This window comes from Dactylosporangium thailandense, from assembly GCF_059739745.1.
This window is the reverse complement of sequence record NZ_AP029195.1, coordinates 8,735,597-8,751,300: the sequence shown is the minus strand read 5'-3', so window position 1 is coordinate 8,751,300 and position 15,704 is coordinate 8,735,597. Positions and strand designations below refer to the sequence as shown.

15 protein-coding genes are annotated in these 15,704 nt (G+C 73.0%); 10 read left to right on the top strand and 5 right to left on the bottom strand.

The annotated features are described in order from the left end of the window. Positions 1 to 83: 83 nt before the first annotated feature. Genes AC6JBM_RS38865 through nudC form a run of 5 tightly spaced genes read left to right on the top strand, consistent with a single transcriptional unit; the run spans position 84 to position 5,879 of the window. Positions 84 to 1,073, top strand: a complete 990-nt coding sequence (locus tag AC6JBM_RS38865) for a hypothetical protein (protein WP_497978859.1) — start codon at positions 84 to 86, stop codon at positions 1,071 to 1,073. A gap of 46 nt (positions 1,074 to 1,119) precedes the next feature. Further along, complete coding sequence (locus AC6JBM_RS38860; RefSeq protein ID WP_497978858.1) at positions 1,120 to 2,334, top strand: S8 family serine peptidase; 1,215 nt, start codon at positions 1,120 to 1,122, stop codon at positions 2,332 to 2,334. Then, a complete protein-coding gene (locus AC6JBM_RS38855; protein ID WP_350611735.1) occupies positions 2,321 to 3,637 on the top strand; it encodes a M16 family metallopeptidase in 1,317 nt (438 codons plus the stop codon). Before AC6JBM_RS38860 ends, AC6JBM_RS38855 begins: the two co-directional genes overlap by 14 nt. After that, positions 3,634 to 4,968, top strand: coding sequence for a M16 family metallopeptidase (locus AC6JBM_RS38850; RefSeq protein ID WP_497978857.1), 1,335 nt, complete (start codon positions 3,634 to 3,636; stop codon positions 4,966 to 4,968). Before AC6JBM_RS38855 ends, AC6JBM_RS38850 begins: the two co-directional genes overlap by 4 nt. Then, the gene (gene nudC, locus AC6JBM_RS38845) at positions 4,965 to 5,879 is read left to right on the top strand and encodes an NAD(+) diphosphatase (protein WP_497978856.1); all 915 of its coding nucleotides are present in this window, start codon (positions 4,965 to 4,967) and stop codon (positions 5,877 to 5,879) included. Before AC6JBM_RS38850 ends, nudC begins: the two co-directional genes overlap by 4 nt. Here the strand turns inward: nudC and AC6JBM_RS38840 are convergent. Next, positions 5,857 to 6,453, bottom strand: coding sequence for a hypothetical protein (locus tag AC6JBM_RS38840; RefSeq protein WP_497978855.1), 597 nt, complete (start codon positions 6,451 to 6,453; stop codon positions 5,857 to 5,859). The genes nudC and AC6JBM_RS38840 overlap by 23 nt on opposite strands. Positions 6,454 to 6,516: 63 nt before the next feature. After that, the gene (locus AC6JBM_RS38835) at positions 6,517 to 6,759 is read right to left on the bottom strand and encodes a mycoredoxin (protein WP_497978854.1); all 243 of its coding nucleotides are present in this window, start codon (positions 6,757 to 6,759) and stop codon (positions 6,517 to 6,519) included. Positions 6,760 to 6,842: 83 nt separating this feature from the next. Here AC6JBM_RS38835 and AC6JBM_RS38830 point away from each other — a divergent pair, with 83 nt between their 5' ends. The 3 genes from AC6JBM_RS38830 (at position 6,843) to AC6JBM_RS38820 (ending at position 10,107) form a co-directional block, all read left to right on the top strand. After that, positions 6,843 to 8,966, top strand: a complete 2,124-nt coding sequence (locus AC6JBM_RS38830) for an ATP-dependent DNA helicase UvrD2 (RefSeq protein WP_497978853.1) — start codon at positions 6,843 to 6,845, stop codon at positions 8,964 to 8,966. Between the two features lie 209 nt (positions 8,967 to 9,175). After that, a complete protein-coding gene (locus AC6JBM_RS38825; protein ID WP_497978852.1) occupies positions 9,176 to 9,601 on the top strand; it encodes a hypothetical protein in 426 nt (141 codons plus the stop codon). Between the two features lie 119 nt (positions 9,602 to 9,720). Continuing rightward, positions 9,721 to 10,107 carry a WhiB family transcriptional regulator gene (locus AC6JBM_RS38820; RefSeq protein WP_433083485.1) on the top strand — a complete coding sequence of 129 codons (387 nt, stop codon included), beginning with the start codon at positions 9,721 to 9,723 and terminating at the stop codon, positions 10,105 to 10,107. A gap of 640 nt (positions 10,108 to 10,747) precedes the next feature. Here the strand turns inward: AC6JBM_RS38820 and AC6JBM_RS38815 are convergent. The 3 genes from AC6JBM_RS38815 to AC6JBM_RS38805 form a co-directional block, all read right to left on the bottom strand. Continuing rightward, positions 10,748 to 12,088 carry an ABC1 kinase family protein gene (locus AC6JBM_RS38815; protein WP_497978851.1) on the bottom strand — a complete coding sequence of 447 codons (1,341 nt, stop codon included), beginning with the start codon at positions 12,086 to 12,088 and terminating at the stop codon, positions 10,748 to 10,750. Between the two features lie 539 nt (positions 12,089 to 12,627). Continuing rightward, positions 12,628 to 13,713 carry a hypothetical protein gene (locus AC6JBM_RS38810; protein ID WP_497978850.1) on the bottom strand — a complete coding sequence of 362 codons (1,086 nt, stop codon included), beginning with the start codon at positions 13,711 to 13,713 and terminating at the stop codon, positions 12,628 to 12,630. 344 nt (positions 13,714 to 14,057) lie between these two features. Next, positions 14,058 to 14,213 (bottom strand): DUF5679 domain-containing protein, encoded by a 156-nt coding sequence (locus AC6JBM_RS38805; protein ID WP_425516560.1) that lies wholly within the window; start codon positions 14,211 to 14,213, stop codon positions 14,058 to 14,060. Between the two features lie 377 nt (positions 14,214 to 14,590). On the opposite strand from AC6JBM_RS38805, the gene AC6JBM_RS38800 reads away from it, so the two are divergent. Then, positions 14,591 to 15,115: a M48 metallopeptidase family protein gene (locus AC6JBM_RS38800; RefSeq protein ID WP_433083490.1), complete on the top strand. Its 525-nt coding sequence runs from the start codon at positions 14,591 to 14,593 to the stop codon at positions 15,113 to 15,115. Then, the gene (locus AC6JBM_RS38795) at positions 15,112 to 15,702 is read left to right on the top strand and encodes a hypothetical protein (RefSeq protein WP_497978849.1); all 591 of its coding nucleotides are present in this window, start codon (positions 15,112 to 15,114) and stop codon (positions 15,700 to 15,702) included. Before AC6JBM_RS38800 ends, AC6JBM_RS38795 begins: the two co-directional genes overlap by 4 nt. Positions 15,703 to 15,704: the final 2 nt, after the last annotated feature.

Here is a 15,704-nt window from a genome sequence, read left to right as displayed (position 1 = left end):
CCCGAAACCTCCAGCAAATCCCCAGCTGAGCGGGGTGGGGGCTGCTGGTCGTCCTCGCATGCGGCTGCGACACTGGATCTGACATGACCGAGCAGAGTTCGCCGTGGGCGACGCCGGACACACAGACCGTGATCGAGCCGGTCGCGGTGCCCGCGTCGCCATCAGCCGCACCCGCCGAGCCGCTGCGCCGGCGCGAGCAGCGGGACGCGGCGGGCTACGCGTCCGGGCGCGTCGGGCGGTCGGGAACGCCGCCGCCGGTGCCGCCGCCGGACGTGCTGGAATACGGCCGCGGCGACGACGACGATCCGGTCAAGCGCAACCAGAAGATCATGAAGTGGCTCGGCGGCGGCGCCATTCTGGTGGTCGCGATCGGGCTCGTCGTGATCCTCGTGTCGGTGCTGACCAACAACGCCACCACGCCGGGCGGGCTGTTCAACAAGCGGGCCGAGGCGCCCAGCGACACCCGCCCCGAGCTGGCGCGGCGCTGCCCGCCGCCGAGCATCCCGCCGGACAACCCGCACCCGGGCGGCGAGGAGGTCCCGCCGGGGCCGCGGACGACCGACGGTGAGTCCGGGATCAGCTACAAGCAGTTCGGCGATCCCTGGCGCCCGCTCGCCGAGAACTGGCGCGACCAGGGCGAACTCAAGATCACGTACCGTATCGGCCAGGACTTCATCACCGAGCCCAACTACGACGGGGCCGGGTCCGACTACCACGCCACGATCCTGTCGGGCCACGTGCCGGCCGCCGTCAACGACGGCATGGTGCTCGACCTGCACTGCGTCGGCGACCAGATCGCCGCGGACGTGCGGGTCAGCTTCTACCCCAAGGGCAACCAGCTCGAGCAGATCGAGGCCAAGGACCTGACGCTGGGCGGCCGCCCGGCCCGGCTGCTCAAGTTCCGGCTCCACTTCAACACGCCGGGGCTGCGGGCCAAGAGCGAGCTCGTCTCCATCGCCCTCGTCGACCTGGGCAAGCCGGAGGCGGCGATCCTGTACGTGTCCATCCCCGACACGCACCGTCAGTTCGACTCCGTCGCCGACGAGGCCCCGGAGAGCATCCGCCCCGTCTGAGCGGCGCGAGTGGCGTCACTTGCGTCGATCCGGCACGCTGTCCGGCATGAAGCAGCGCCTGGCCGCGGTGGCCGTGGGCTTAGGTCTGGGACTCGTCGCGGCCGTGGTGCCCGGCGGTGCCGCCCGGGCCGATGTCATTCGTGACGACGAGTGGCACCTGCGGTACCTCGGCGTCGCCGAGGCCAACCGGCACTCCCGGGGCGAGGGCGTGACGGTCGCGGTGATCGACCGCGGCGTCGACCGCGCCCACGCCGACCTCGCCGGGGCCGTGCTCGACCCCGTCGCCGTCAGCACCCCGGCCGGCGCCGGCACGGATGCCACGCCGAGGCCGTCGGGCCCGCCGATCGCCGAGGGCACCGGCTACGACCCGGACGGGCGCGGCACCGCGCTCGCCGGGATCATCGCCGGGCAGGGCCACGGCGCCGACCACGCCGACGGGGTCATCGGCGTCGCGCCGGGCGCCAAGATCCAGCCGATCGTGCTCGACACGCCCCCGACCAGGGAGCCGTCCGCCGACGAGCTCGCGGCCGGCATCGAGGCGGCGATCGCCCACCGCACCGCGGTCATCGTGATCGGCTACTCGGTGGCCGGCAGCGAGCGGCTGCTGCAGGCGGTCCGCGACGCCCAGGCGGCGGACGCGATCGTCGTGGCGGCCGACGGCGACCAGCCCGGCCGCGCCTTCGACCCCTACCCGGCCGCCTACGACGGCGTGCTCGCCGCGGTGCCGCTGGGCCGCACCGGGGAGGTGCTGGTGAGCTCGACCAGCGGCCGCCGGCTGGGCCTGGGCGTCCCCGGGGCGCAGATCATGACCACGAACACCGGCAACCGCTACCGCATCGACGACGGCAGCGCCTCGCCCGGCATCCTCGCCGGCGCGGTCGCCCTGGTGCGCTCGGCCTACCCGGGCGTCAAGGCGTCCGAGATCGTGCGCCGGCTCAGGCTGACCGCGGCCGACGCGGGCCCGGCCGGACCCGACGCCGACTACGGCCTCGGCCGTCTCGACCTGGTGCAGGCGCTCACGCGGCGGCTGCCGAGCCCCTCGCCATCACCCTCGGCGGGCGGTTCGCGGCCCGGCGTGTCCCCGGCCGCCACGCCGGTCGCGGCGCCCTCGTCGCCGCGCTCGCGGGGGCCGTACGGCTGGCTGCTGGGCCTGCCGCTGCTCGCCGTGATCGCCGGGGTGGGCGTCTACGCCGGGCTTGCGGAACGCCGGATCCGGATTTCGGCGCGAAACGAAGTAGATTCGGTGGGTGTCCAGTCGTAGCCCCGCTGTGCGGATCCCGGCTTCCAAGTACCCCGTCGAGCGCTTCACCCTGCCCAACGGCCTGCGGGTGGTGCTGACCCCAGATCGCGCCGCGCCGGTCGTCGGCGTGGCCGTGGTCTACGACGTCGGCATCAGATCCGAGCCGCAGGGGCGCACGGGCTTCGCCCACCTGTTCGAACACCTGATGTTCCAGGGCTCGGAGAACCTCGAGAAGCTCGCCCACTTCCGCCACGTGCAGGGCTCGGGCGGCACCTTCAACGGCTCGACGCACTTCGACTACACCGACTACTTCGAGACGCTGCCCTCCAACGCGCTGGAGCGGGCCCTGTTCCTCGAGGCCGACCGGATGCGCGCGCCCCGGCTGACCGAGGAGAACCTCCGCAACCAGATCGACGTGGTCAAGGAGGAGATCCGGGTCAACGTGCTCAACCGGCCCTACGGTGGCTTCCCCTGGCTGCGGCTGCCCCCGGTCATGTTCGACACGTTCGCCAACGCGCACGACGGCTACGGCTCCTTCGAGGACCTCGAGTCGGCGACCGTGGCCGACGCGGCCGACTTCTTCGACCGGTACTACGCCTGCGGCAACGCGGTGCTCGCGGTCTCCGGCGACTTCGACGTGGCCACCGCGACCGAGCTGGTCGAGCGGCACTTCGGCGACGTCCCGGCCCGGCCCGCGCCGGCGCGCCCGGACTTCACCGAGCCCGACCTCACCGCGGAGCGCCGCTCCTCCTACGAGGACCGGCTGGCCCCGCTGCCCGCGATCGCGGCCGCCTGGCGGGTGCCCGACCCGGTCAGCGACCTGCAGGGCTACCTGCCCTACGTGGTGCTCGCCGAGGTCCTCACCGACGGCGACGCGTCGCGGCTGGTCGAGCGGCTGGTGCTGCGGGACCGGTCGGTGACCAGCGTCGGGGGGTACATCGGCTTCATGGGCGAGCCGTTCGCGGTGCGCGACCCCACCGCCCTGGTGCTGCAGGCCCACCTCCCTCCCGGCGGCGACGTGGACAAGGTGCTGCGCAGCGTCGAGGAGGAGTGCGCCCGGATCGCCAGCGACGGGCTGGCCCCCGACGAGCTGAGCCGGACCCAGGCGCGCATGGCCACCCACCTGCTGCGCGACACCGACGCGGTGCTCGGCCGCGCGCTGCAGATGGCCGTGCTGGAGCAGCAGCGCGGCGAGCCGGAGCTGCTCAACACGCTGCACACGCTGATCGGTGAGGTCACCGAGGAGCAGATCGTCGCGGCCGCGGCGCAGCTCGTGCCGTCCCGCCGCGCCGCGGTCGAGGTCATCGCCGGAGGAGCCAAGTGACTGTGACAACGCCCCTGCGCGCCCTGCCCGTGCTCGGACCCAACCGGGCCCTCAAGGTGCCGTCGACCACCGAGCACACGCTGGACAACGGGCTCACCGTGATCGCCGTGCGCCGCTCGTCGGTGCCGCTGGTGGAGGTACGCCTGCGGGTGCCCTTCGCCCAGGCGGACCTGGCCCGGGCCGCGCTGCTGACCCAGACGGTGCTGTCCGGCACCTCGACCATGTCGACCGTGGACATCGCGGCCGAGCTGCAGAAGGTCGGCGGCGGGCTGTCCGCCGGCGCCGACCCCGACCGCCTGCTGATCTCGGGCAACGCCCTGGTCGACGGGCTGGACCGGCTGCTGGAGATCCTCGCCGGGGTGCTCACCGACGCGGCGTACCCCGCCGAGGAGGTCGACACCGAGCGCGCCCGTCTCGTCGACCGGATCCGCGTCGCGCAGAGCCAGCCGAGCCACCTGGCCCGGGTCGCCCTGCTCAAGCGGATGTACGGCAGCCACCCCTACGCGGTGCAGACCCCGAGCCCGGAGCGGGTCGAGGCGGTCGTCCCCGACGAGCTGCGGGCGCTGCACGGCGAGCGGCTGCACCCGGCCGGCGCGACGATCGTGATCGTCGGCGACCTCGAGCCGGAGCAGGCCATCGCCGCGGCCGAGCGGATGCTGGGCAAGTGGAACGGCGGCGGCCACCCGGCCGAGCTGCCGCCCGCCCCGGCGCTGGAGCCGGGCCCGCTGACCCTGGTCGACCGGCCCGACTCGGTGCAGTCCTCGTTGCGCCTGGCGCTGCCGGCGGTGTCGCGCCGCCACCCCGACCACGCCGCGCTCCAGCTGGCGAACCTGGTCTTCGGCGGGTACTTCTCCTCGCGCTGGGTCGAGAACATCCGCGAGGACAAGGGGTACACGTACGGCCCCCACTCGCTCATCGAGCACGCCGTCGCCGGCTCCGCGCTCGTGGTCTCCGCCGAGGTCGCCACCGAGGTGACCGGCCCGGCCCTGCTGGAGACCCTGTACGAGCTCGGCCGCATCGCCAGCCTGCCGCCGAAGGACGAGGAGCTCGAGCAGGCGCGGCAGTACGCGCTGGGAACGCTGCAGCTCGGGATGTCCACGCAGGCCGGGCTGGCCGGGCTGGTCTCGACCTACGCGGGCTTCGGGCTGCGGCTGGACTACCTGGCCGAGCACGCCGCCAAGCTGGCCAAGGCCGGCAAGGACGAGGTGGCCGCGGCCGCGGCGCAGTACCTGGCCCCGGCCCGGGCCGCCGCCGTCGTGCTCGGCGACGCGGCCAAGGTCGAGGCCTCGCTGGCCGCGCTCACCCCGGTGCAGCGGGCCTCGGAGTCATGACCGCGATCGTCCCCGACGCTCCGACGTTCGCGCGCGGCCCGCTCGAGCGGGCCGCGCACCGGCGCACCGACGAGGCCTGGCTGGCCGAGGCCTTCGAGCGGGCCCGGATCGTGGTCGTCGACGACGGGCACGTCCTGGTCCACCCGGGCGAGCCGCCGGAGCTGGTGCTGATCGACGCGGCCGCGGCGCCCGCGGGGGAGCGGTTCTTCCTCGGCGAGGAGGCCGACGGCACGGTGTACTTCGCCGTGGCCGCGGACGTCACCGCGCCAGAGGGCACCAAACGGGTGAACGTGCGGGAGGTCGGGGCGGCGCTGAGCGACCTGCCCGCGGAGATCTTCATCACCGCGGTCGCGCTGGCCAACTGGCACTCGCGGCACCCCTACAGCCCGCTCAGCGGCAAGCTGACCCGCGCCGCGCAGGCCGGGTGGGTGCGGGTGACCGAGGACGGCGAGGAGACGCTCTGGCCGCGCACCGACCCCGCCGTGATCATGCTCGTGCACGACGGCGTGGAGGGGCCCGACGGGCGCTGCCTGCTCGGGTTCAACGCGCAGTGGAAGGCGCTGGGCGCCACCGTGCCGCGGTTCTCGACGCTGGCCGGGTTCGTGGAGCCGGGCGAGTCCGCCGAGATGGCCGTGGCGCGCGAGGTGCTCGAGGAGGTCGGGGTCCGGGTCGACCAGGTGACGTACCTCGCCAGCCAGCCGTGGCCGTTCCCCGGCTCACTGATGCTGGGCTTCCACGCGCTCGCCCCGGCCGGCGCGGCGATCACGGTCGACGAGGCGGAGATCGCGGAGGCGCGCTGGCTGACCCGGCGCGAGATCGCGGCGGTGCTCGAGGGCGAGTCCAAGGAGTTCGGGCTGCCGTTCCGGGCCTCGATCGCGCACTACCTGATCACGTCCTGGCTGCACGGCTGAGCGCCTCCCGGTGCCAGGTCGCGCACCAGCGGTCGAGCACCGCGGCGGCGTGCTCGGGCGATACCTCGCGCAGCTCGTCGTCGATGCGCTGGCTCACGAAGGCGTTGGTGGGGTGCCAGGCGAGGTCGCGCCAGACGGCCTCCTCGGTCACCCCGCCGTCGGGCGTGACCGTGCGGCGCAGCAGCGACAGCGGGCGCTCCGGGGTCGTCTCGTCGCTGACCCGCACGAAGTAGGTCACCAGCAGCCGCGGCTCCTCCGGCGGACCGGCCCGCCAGGAGCGCATGGCCTCGTCGTTGAGCCGCTCCCCGGCCACGGGCCGCTCGGGCCGGTAGGCGTGCGCGTGCATGCGCGCGAGGAGGTCGGGCTCGGGCGCGAGGCCGTCGTCGAGGATGTCGGCCACGAAGCGCTCCGGCCACAGCCACAGGCCGTCGGTGTGCAGCACCGAGGGCCCGTGGCCGCGGCCGATGGTCGTGCCGCCCGCGAGGTAGTCCGCGATCCGGCGGCGTCGCTCGGGATCGGCCACCCGGGGGCGCTCCGGCGCGTCGCGCACGGCGTACAGACGGGCAACCCGCATGGTGGCCGGCCTCCCCAGACATCCCGGCTATCTAGCCAGCCACCGTAACGGATTTGTTCCCGTTCAGCTACCGACAGTTTCCAGGTGCTTCTTGACCTGCACGATCGTCGGGTTCGTCATCGAGGTGCCGTCGTCGAAGCGCAGGGTCGGCACCGTCTGGTTGCCGCCGTTGACCGTCTCGACGAACTTGGCCGCCTCCGGGTCCCGCTCGATGTCGATCACCTGGTACTGGATGCCCTCGCGGTCCATCTGCGACTTGAGCCGGTGGCAATACCCGCACCAGGTGGTCGAGTACATGGTCAGCATGGGTGGTTCCTCCAGAAAGCATCGGCGGGGTCACACAAGGCGATACCGCATAACGTCGTACCCAGCTGGAATGATGTCCAGCTGTGGCGGACTCCTCAGAGATTCTCGCGGGACTGGATCGGGACCAGTCCGTCGCGGTGACCGCCCCGGCGGGGCCCCTGTGCATCCTCGCCGGCGCGGGGACGGGCAAGACCAGGGCGATCACGCACCGCATCGCCCATCGCGTCCGGTCCGGGCAGGTCCGCGCCCAGCACGTCCTCGCCGTCACGTTCACCGCCCGGGCCGCCGCCGAGATGCGCGAGCGCCTGGGCCGCCTCGGTGCCGGCGGGGTGCAGGCGCGCACGTTCCACGCGGCGGCGCTGCGCCAGGTGCGGTATTTCGCGCCCCGGCTCTTCTCCGGCCGCGATATGCCCGAGCTGCTGGACAGCAAGGCCCGGCTGGTGAGCCTGGCCGCGACCAAGGCCGGGCTGAAGACCGACCGCGAGGTGTTCCGCGACCTCGCGAGCGAGATCGAGTGGGCCAAGGCGTCGCTGATCGAGCCGGACGACTACGCCGCGGCGGCCGCCAAGGCGCTGCGCGAGCCGCCGTTCGACGGGGCCCTGGTCGCCAAGATCTACGCGCACTACGAGCGGGCCAAGCGCGCCGCGGGCGTGATCGACTTCGAGGACATGATCCGGGCCGCGATCTGGGCCGTCGAGGAGCACGCCGACGTCGCCGAGCAGGTGCGGTCGCAGTATCGGCACTTCGTCGTCGACGAGTACCAGGACGTCAACCCGATGCAGCAGCGGCTGCTCGAGGCGTGGCTGGGCGGGCGCGACGACGTCACCGTGGTCGGCGACGCCAGCCAGACCATCTACTCGTTCACCGGGGCGAGCGCGTCCTACCTCGTGGACTTCCAGCGCCGCCATCCGGGCGCGACGGTCGTGCGGCTCACCCGCGACTACCGCTCCACCCCGCAGGTGGTCGGCCTCGCCAACGCCGTCATCTCCCGGGCCCGCGGCGAGCTGTCCCGGCTGCGGCTCGATCTCGTCGGGCAGCGCCCGCCGGGCCCGGAGCCGACCGTGCGCACCTTCGCCGACGAGCCGGAGGAGGCCTCGGCGGTCGCGGCGCGCTGCGCGGAGCTCATCGCCGCCGGCACCCCGGCCCGCGAGATCGCCGTGCTGTTCCGGGTCAACGCCCAGTCCGAGGTCTACCAGGAGGCGCTGGCCGAGGCCGGCATCCCCTACGTGGTGCACGGCACCGAGCGCTTCTTCGAGCGCACCGAGGTCCGCGAGGCGATGATCGCGCTGCGCTCCTACCGCGGCGAGGAGGGCGACGGGCTGGTCGGCACCGTGCACACCGCGCTGGAGCGGGTCGGCTGGCGCCCCGACGCCCCGCCCGCCGGTGGCGCCCAGCGGGAGCGCTGGGAGGCCGTCGCCGCGCTCGTCTCCCTCGCCGAGGGCATGGCCACGCTCTCGCTGGACGAGTTCAACACCGAGCTGCAGCGGCGCGCGGCGCTGCAGCACGTGCCGACCGTCGAGGGCGTCACGCTCTCGTCGCTGCATTCCGCGAAGGGCCTCGAGTGGGACGCGGTGTTCCTCGTCGGGCTGACCGAGGGGACCCTGCCCGTCATCCACGCCCGCACGCCCGACGCGGTCGAGGAGGAGCGGCGGTTGCTGTACGTCGGCGTCACCCGCGCCCGCCACACCCTCTGGCTCTCGCACGCCGCGGCGCGGACTCCGGGCGGCCGGCCCCGGCGCCCGAGCCGGTTCGTGCCCTCGACCGCCCCGGCGGGGGCCGCGTCCGGTTCGTCCGCGGGCCGCGCCGCCGCGGCGCCGCGCCGGCCGCTGGACAAGGCCGCGGTGGCCGGGCGCGTCCGGCGGGTCATGGCCGTGTCGTGCCGGGTGTGCGGCACCGGACTGGTCAACGGGGCCGATCGCAAGCTCGGCCGGTGCTCGACCTGCCCGTCGGACCTCGACGAGGAGCTGCTGGGCCGCCTGCTGGACTGGCGGGCCCGGCTGGCCGCGATCCAGAAGGTGCCCGCGTTCGTGGTCTTCACCGACGTGACCCTGTCCGCGATCGCCGAGCGGCGGCCGTCGCGCCGCGAGGAGCTCGCCGCCATCGCGGGGATCGGGCCGCGGAAGCTGATGTTGTACGGCGACGACGTGCTCGCGCTCGTGCGCGGGACGAGCGTCGACGAGCTGGCCGCATCCATCGATGAACTTTGACCGTGTCGGGGCACCATGAGCTGCGTCGACGTGGCACACTGAGGTCCGGCGCGAACGGTTGCCCGGGGTTGTTCCTGGCTTGGAACCTGACAAAAAACTTTCCCCGATAAATCGTTTGCCCTACCGTTGAGGCACGGCATAGCCTGCGAACACGACGCCGGAAGACCGGCCGTCGCACCACGACGATCTGCGGAGAGAAGGTGGCACCCGTGAAGCTCTATCTAACCCAGGAGCGGCACACGCTGCTGTCTGCCCTCTGCGCGTCGAAAGCGCCGGCCCGTTCAGTCTCGCCGACCGTCTCGTTGCAATGGCAGGAGTCCGTCCTCGCCGCCTCCTCCGTCGCTCCGGCGCCGGTTGCCGTTCTGGCTGCCGTCGTTCCGGCTGCTCTGGTTCCGGCCGCTCTGGTTCCGGCCGCGCGCGTCGCGCGCGCTACCGGGTCGGTCCGGACGGATCTGACGGTTCGGGTGACCGAGGCCGAGGTCCGGATCGACGACACCGATATCAGCACCACTCTGCTCGACGAGCGCGGGACCCAGGTTCAGGGGACCAATGGGTTCAGCGCGAAGCACGGCATGACGGCTCCGAAGCCCAACGGCGGAGTCCGCGGCATACCACCTCGAGGCAGGCCGGTCTAACAAGACCGACTCACCGGCTCACCTCGAGGCCGCGGAACCCGACACCGGGATCCGCGGCCTCATTTATTTGCACCGAACGATCACACCAAACGATCGACAAACAGAAAGGGGTGACCGGGATGAGCCTGGCCTTGGCATCGATCGACGTGCGCGTCGACCCGGCCTCGGACGAGCGTCTCCGCGCGGCTGCGCGGGGTGTCGTGAAGTCCGACCTGCCGTGCCGCACCTTCGACCCGGACCTGTGGTTCGCCGACTCGCCGGCGGAGCTCGAGCTCGCGAAGTCGCTCTGCGTGGAGTGCCCGCTCCGCGCCGAGTGCCTGGCGGGCGCGATCGAGCGCGCCGAGCCCTGGGGTGTCTGGGGTGGCGAGATCTTCGAGCGCGGCGCCGTGGTGCCGCGCAAGCGTCCGCGGGGCCGCCCGCGCAAGGAGGACGTCGCTCGCGACGCCGTCCTGCGTGGCGAGGTTGCCGCCCGTACGGCGGCCGTGGTCGCCGGTGTGGCGGCCTGAAATGAGCGCACATCGCCAGCCGGCCAGCCGAGGACTGCGCGCCGCGCAGCCGACCCGGCTTCGTTCCACCGAGTTCGTCACCGACCGACCCAGGAGTTCCGCGATGTCCTTGCAACTACTTCACGAAGCACTGTCGAGAGCGCGAATGCGTCGGCCTCAGACTGCGATCCACTCTGAGGCTTACCCGTCCGCCCGCCAGGTCGCCATGCGCGCGCGTCGCGAGCAGGAGCGTCACCTGACCCGACCCTGATGTGAACGATGAGCAACGGGCCCCTTCGCCGTGAAGGGGCCCGTTTCCATGTCCTGATCGCCGCGGCCTCGCTCGCCTGCTCCCTCGCTCGCCTGCTCCCTCGTTTGCCGGCTCGCTTTCTGGCTTGCTAGCTCGCTCGTTTGCGGCTTGCTGGGCTCGCTGGCTCGCTCGTTTGCTGGCTGGCTGGCTTGCTTCCGGGGCGGTCTGCTTGGTTGCTTGCCCGCTCACGTGGCGGTTGCCCACTCGCGCCGCGGCTCCTTCTTGCGCCGCAGCCACTTGTGCGCCGCGACCGCTCTGTGCCGCGACCGCTCTGTGCCGCGGCCACTTCTTACGCCGCGGCCGCTCTGTGCCGCGGCCGCTCTTACGCCGCGGCTCCTTCTTGCGCCGTGGCTACTTTTTGCGGCGCGGCTTCTTCGCCTCGGGCTCGGCGAATCCGGGCAGCCAGTCGGTGAGGATGGCGCGGTAGGCGGCCTTGGCCTCGAGCTGGCACAGTACGCCGATGGAGCCGAGCGTGACGCGGTGCACGAGCATGTAGGACGGGGGCAGGTTGAGCTGGCGGCTCAGCGCGTAGGCAGGGCTCTTCGGGTTGGCCAGCCGGGTCGCCTCCGCGCGCAGCCAGGCCCGCGTGAACTGGAACTCGTCCTCGGCGAGCGGGTCGAGCATCGGCCGGATGTAGCCGAGCACCGCGGGCGCGTCGACCTTCGCGTCGCCCTTGATGAACCCCTCCTGCCGCAGGCCCTCGAGCACCGCCTCGGCGTCCCCGGCCAGGGCCAGGCGGGTCAGGCGGCCGATGATCTCGGGGTGCCCGCCGGGGAGGTGCGCGACCGCGCCGAAGTCGAGCACGCCGAGGCGGCCGTCGTCGAGCAGGCGGTAGTTGCCCGGGTGCGGATCGGCGTGGAGCATGTCGGCCCGGGCGGGGGCGGAGAAGTGCAGCAGCGCCATGAGGTGCCCGGCCCGGTTGCGCTGTTCCTCGGTACCGCCCGAGATGATCGCCGACAGCGGGGTGCCCTCCACCCACTCGGTGACGATGACGCGGGGCGACGAGGCGAGCACGGGGGGCACGAAGATGTCCGGATCATCGGCGAAGGCCGCGGCGAACGCGCTCTGCGAGCGCGCCTCGAGCTCGTAGTCCAGCTCCTCGGTGACCCGGTCGCGGATCTCGGCCACGAGCGGCTTGACGTCCAGGCCCGGCTGGATCGCCTTGAAGAGCCCGGCGAAGCGCGCCAGCTGGTTGAGGTCGGAGCGCAGCGCCTCACCGGCGCCGGGATACTGCACCTTGACGGCCACGTCCCGCCCGTCGGACCACACCGCCCGGTGCACCTGCCCGATCGACGCGGCGGCGGCCGGCTTGTCGTCGAACTCCTTGAACCTTTCGCGCCAGTCCACCCCGAGCGACTCGGCGAGCACCTTGTGCACGCTGGCGGCCGGCAACGGCGGGGCGGCCTCCTGCAGCTTCGTCAGGGCGGCACGGTAGGGCCCGGCAAGCTCCTCGGGCAGGGCGGCCTCGAACACGCTCAGCGCCTGCCCCATCTTCATCGCGCCGCCCTTGAGCTGCCCGAGGACGCTGAAGAGGTGCTCGGCGGTGCGGCGCTGGACATCGGCGGAGACGACGTCGGCGGCCATGCCCGTGACGCGCTTGCCCAGCCCGAGCGCGGCCCGTCCGGCCAGTCCGAGGGGCAGCGACGCCAGCCGTGCGGTGCGGGCGACTGCGCCCCTAGGGATCTCGGTCACAAGTCATTCTTACCCGCTCGAGCCACCCCGACGACGGCGACGGCAGTCACAGCGTCCTCGTGCCGCCCATTCCCACCGCTGGACACGCCGCGCAACGGGCCGGATGCGGCCCCGGAGACGGTGCTCGCCGACTGTGCGCGCGACTGTTTGCCGCCGCCGGACCGGCCGTGCACCGAGCCGGACGCGTCCGTGGAGACGACGGTCACATTCTCCTCGCGCCACGCAGATCGACCTGCGGAAGTCTGACGGAGGTCCCAGCGTCGATGCCCCTTCACGGGGTGCCGCCTTCGTGCTTCACGGGTTGCTGCGTTCGTGCTTCACGGGGTGCCGCATTCGTGGAGAGCCGCGTTCGTGGGTGCCGCTTTCACGGTGTGCCGCCTTTCGTGGGGTGCAGCCTTCGTGGAGAACCCAGCTTCGTGGGAACCGGCCTCGTGGAGAACCCAGCTTCGTGGGAACCGGCCTCGTGGAGAACCCAGCTTCGTGGGAACCGGCCTCGTGGAGGACCGGCTTCGTGGGTGCCGCTTTCGCGGGGAGGCGCTTCACGAGGAGCCGGCCTCGCGGGAGCTGCTGTCACGGGAGCCCCGGCGGCGGCGTCGGCAGTCGCAGCGCGGATGGGCGGTCCACTCCCGGCGGCGGGCCTCGCCGGGACGGGGGATCTCCACGATGGCCGCCTCGGTGCGCAGGGAGCCGCCGTCGAGATAGGACAGCACCTCGTCGGCGGCGAATGCGGCGCCCGCCATCGCGGTGGTGAGGCTGCACGGCTCGCCGATGCCGGGGGGCGCGGTCGCCAGCTGTGCGGCGAGCGCGGGCCAGGCGGGGTCGCGGTCCTGCCGGTGCAGCTCGAGGCAGCCGCGGCAGGGGGAGCGGCTGGGTCGCACGAGGGGGCCGACGAGGACGGTGCCCAGCCGGACCTGGACCTCGAGCCGCGGCAGGAGGTGCATGCGCACGCCGCGGCGGTCCAGTGCGTCGAGGCGCCGGTCGCCCACGCGGACCACGAAGTCCACGCCGTCGCCGCGGCCGGCCGAGAGCCGTGCCCAGGGCGCGTGCCGCGTGATGGCGGACGTGATGGCCAGGACCCGGGAGGACTCGACGTCGTCGCGCCCGAGGCCGCCGACGGCCACATCAGCGTCCGTCGCCCGGCCCTCGACGAGCGGCTCGACGTGCCCGACCCCGGCTCCGGCCAGCGCGGTCGCGAGCGGGGCCACGAGCGGGCCGTCGCCGGCCACGATCACGCGGGCTCCGCCGCGCCGGCGCAGCACGCCCGCGGCCGTCCGGTCACGGGGGTCTTCGCGCAGGCGGAGGCTGATCGCGGCCGCCTCCGCGGTGAGCCCGTCCCCGGTCGTGCGGTCCAGCCCGGTCGGGAGCAGCGCGTGCGCGGCCACCACCAGGCCGCTGGCCCGCAGCGTGTCGACGAGGGCGAGCACCTCGGCCCCGTCCAGCCCGAAGGGACGGGCCTCGGCGAGCAGGCGGCGCAGTGTGCGGGAGCCGTCGAGCAGGTCGAGCACCCGGGCCAGGGCCGGGTGGCCCAGCTCGAGCACGACGGCGGTGGCGGGATCGGTGCCCAGCTGAACGGTTCGCTCGTCGCGCCAGAGGCGTCGCAGCCCCGGGAGCAGCCTCGGTCGCATGCCTGCCACGCTGCCACGGCTGGGCGCCGGCCGGCGGCGGTTGTCCACAGGACGATCCACCGACGGCCGGCGTTATCCACAGCCGGCGGGCTGGTTATCCACAGGGAAAGGGGCAAAGGCCGTATATCGCGCGGGGTTCGCGCGGAGTGCTTTCGGTCCCTCCGGCGTGGATGCCGGACTCGCTCGACCTGCTTCTGTGCCCGATATTCCGGATATGTCCGTCGAAAAGGCTCGACGGGTCCGGGCCGAATGCCGGGCGGGGAGGGCATTCGGCGCGGTACAGCGCCGCAAGCCAGTCCGAGGTGGTGCCAGGTGCGAGGTCGATCGGGTGGCGAGCCGCCGGCTCAGGCCTTGCCGAGGATCCGGTTGACCGTGGTGCCGCAGACCGGGCAGGCGCCCTTGGCCATCTTCATGCCGGTCTTCGAGATGGCGATCTCGCCCTCGAAGTCCCGCTTCTCCTTGCATTTGACGCAGTAGCCGTTGTAGGTCTCGGCCACGATGCCCTCCTCAAATCGGTCCGGCACGCCCCGCGCACCGGTGCTGACCAGCTAGGCCAACGTGGTGAGTGTGCCTTGTCGGACACTCGGGGAAAGTGCGGTTAGACGGGACACGCCGAGCGTAATCGGAAGATCTTCCTCCAGCCGCACCGTACACACTATGCACAGCCTGGGGATAACTGTGTGGGCAACGGTGTGGGTTGCTGTGGATGAAATCGCAGCGGGCACCCGGAGCAGGCCGGACTTCCGGCGGAATCTTTCCGGCGAGTGCCCACGAATGGGTGACTTACGGGCGCCCTCCCCAAGATTGGGCCTTGCGAAGGGATGGCTGCCTACGGCTAGCGTTCCCCCGTGAGCGGGACCCGAGGGGGGCGGCCGGCATGACCCGCAAGCCGGTCATCGAGGTGCGGCGCAGCAAGCGCCGCCGTCGCACGGTGTCGGCCTACCGTGACGGCGAACGCGTGGTGGTGCTGATCCCGGCCCAGTTCTCGCGCGCCGAGGAGCGCGAGTGGGTCGACCGGATGCTCGAGCGCCTGGCGGCGCGAGAGCAGCGAGCTCGGCGGACCGACGCCGAACTGACCTCCCGGGCGCAGCGGCTCGCCGCCCGCTACCTGCCCGACCACGCCGCGGCCGGCCGTCCGGCCAGCGTGCGGTGGGTGCAGAACCAGAACGGGCGTTGGGGATCTTGCACGCCGGCAGACGGTACCATCCGGATCTCCCACCGCGTGCAGGAGATGCCCGACTGGGTCATCGACTACGTACTGCTGCACGAGCTGTCACACCTGGTCATCCCGAGCCACAGCAGTGCCTTCTGGGCGCTGGTCGCCCGCTACCCGAAGGCCGAACGGGCCCGGGGGTATCTTGAGGGGGTGTCAGCGGCCGCCGGTCTTGGGATCACCGAATGACGGTCGCCGCTGTCGTCGCGCTGCTCGTTCCGGTCGCCTGGGCGCCGCCCGGCACCGACCCGGACGTCTGGCGCTCGGCGATGGCCGAGGACCTCGTCGACCTGCTGACCCCGCTGCCGCGCGTCCAGCCGGCGATCGCCGCCGTCGCGGACGACCTGCCACTGGCCGCCAAGATCGCCTGGCCGTCGACCCGGATCTACGAGATCCCGGCGCCGACCATCCGGGCCGCGCTCGCCGCCGCGGCCGCCGACGGGCACGACAAGGCGGCCGTCCTGCTCGCGGATGCGCCCGACCTGCCGGCCATGCTCGTGGGCAAGCTGCTGCGCCCGCTGTCGACCCGCCACCTCGCGATCGCCCCGGCCCACAACGGGGGCCTGCTCGGCGCCGCCGCTCGCCTGCCGCTGCCGGAGTGGCTGCCGGAGCTCGACGCCGACGCCGGTGACGTGGTCACGGCGCGCCGCCCGGCCCCGGAGCCGACCATGGTCGCCGCCGCGCCGGGCTGGCACCGGCTGCGCGGGCCGGAGGATCTCCGCCGTCTCGATCTCGGCCTGGACGGCTGGGACGCGACCCGGGCGCTGTTGACCTAGCG

Bases quoted from the DNA above. Each gene is read 5' to 3' on its own strand.
- AC6JBM_RS38810 (WP_497978850.1), bottom strand. From the start codon at position 13,713: ATGCGACCGAGGCTGCTCCCGGGGCTGCGACGCCTCTGGCGCGACGAG.
- AC6JBM_RS38795 (WP_497978849.1), top strand. From the start codon at position 15,112: ATGACGGTCGCCGCTGTCGTCGCGCTGCTCGTTCCGGTCGCCTGGGCG.
- AC6JBM_RS38840 (WP_497978855.1), bottom strand. From the start codon at position 6,453: ATGCGGGTTGCCCGTCTGTACGCCGTGCGCGACGCGCCGGAGCGCCCC.
- AC6JBM_RS38820 (WP_433083485.1), top strand. From the start codon at position 9,721: ATGAGCCTGGCCTTGGCATCGATCGACGTGCGCGTCGACCCGGCCTCG.
- AC6JBM_RS38860 (WP_497978858.1), top strand. From the start codon at position 1,120: ATGAAGCAGCGCCTGGCCGCGGTGGCCGTGGGCTTAGGTCTGGGACTC.
- AC6JBM_RS38800 (WP_433083490.1), top strand. From the start codon at position 14,591: ATGACCCGCAAGCCGGTCATCGAGGTGCGGCGCAGCAAGCGCCGCCGT.
- AC6JBM_RS38835 (WP_497978854.1), bottom strand. From the start codon at position 6,759: ATGCTGACCATGTACTCGACCACCTGGTGCGGGTATTGCCACCGGCTC.
- nudC (WP_497978856.1), top strand. From the start codon at position 4,965: ATGACCGCGATCGTCCCCGACGCTCCGACGTTCGCGCGCGGCCCGCTC.
- AC6JBM_RS38865 (WP_497978859.1), top strand. From the start codon at position 84: ATGACCGAGCAGAGTTCGCCGTGGGCGACGCCGGACACACAGACCGTG.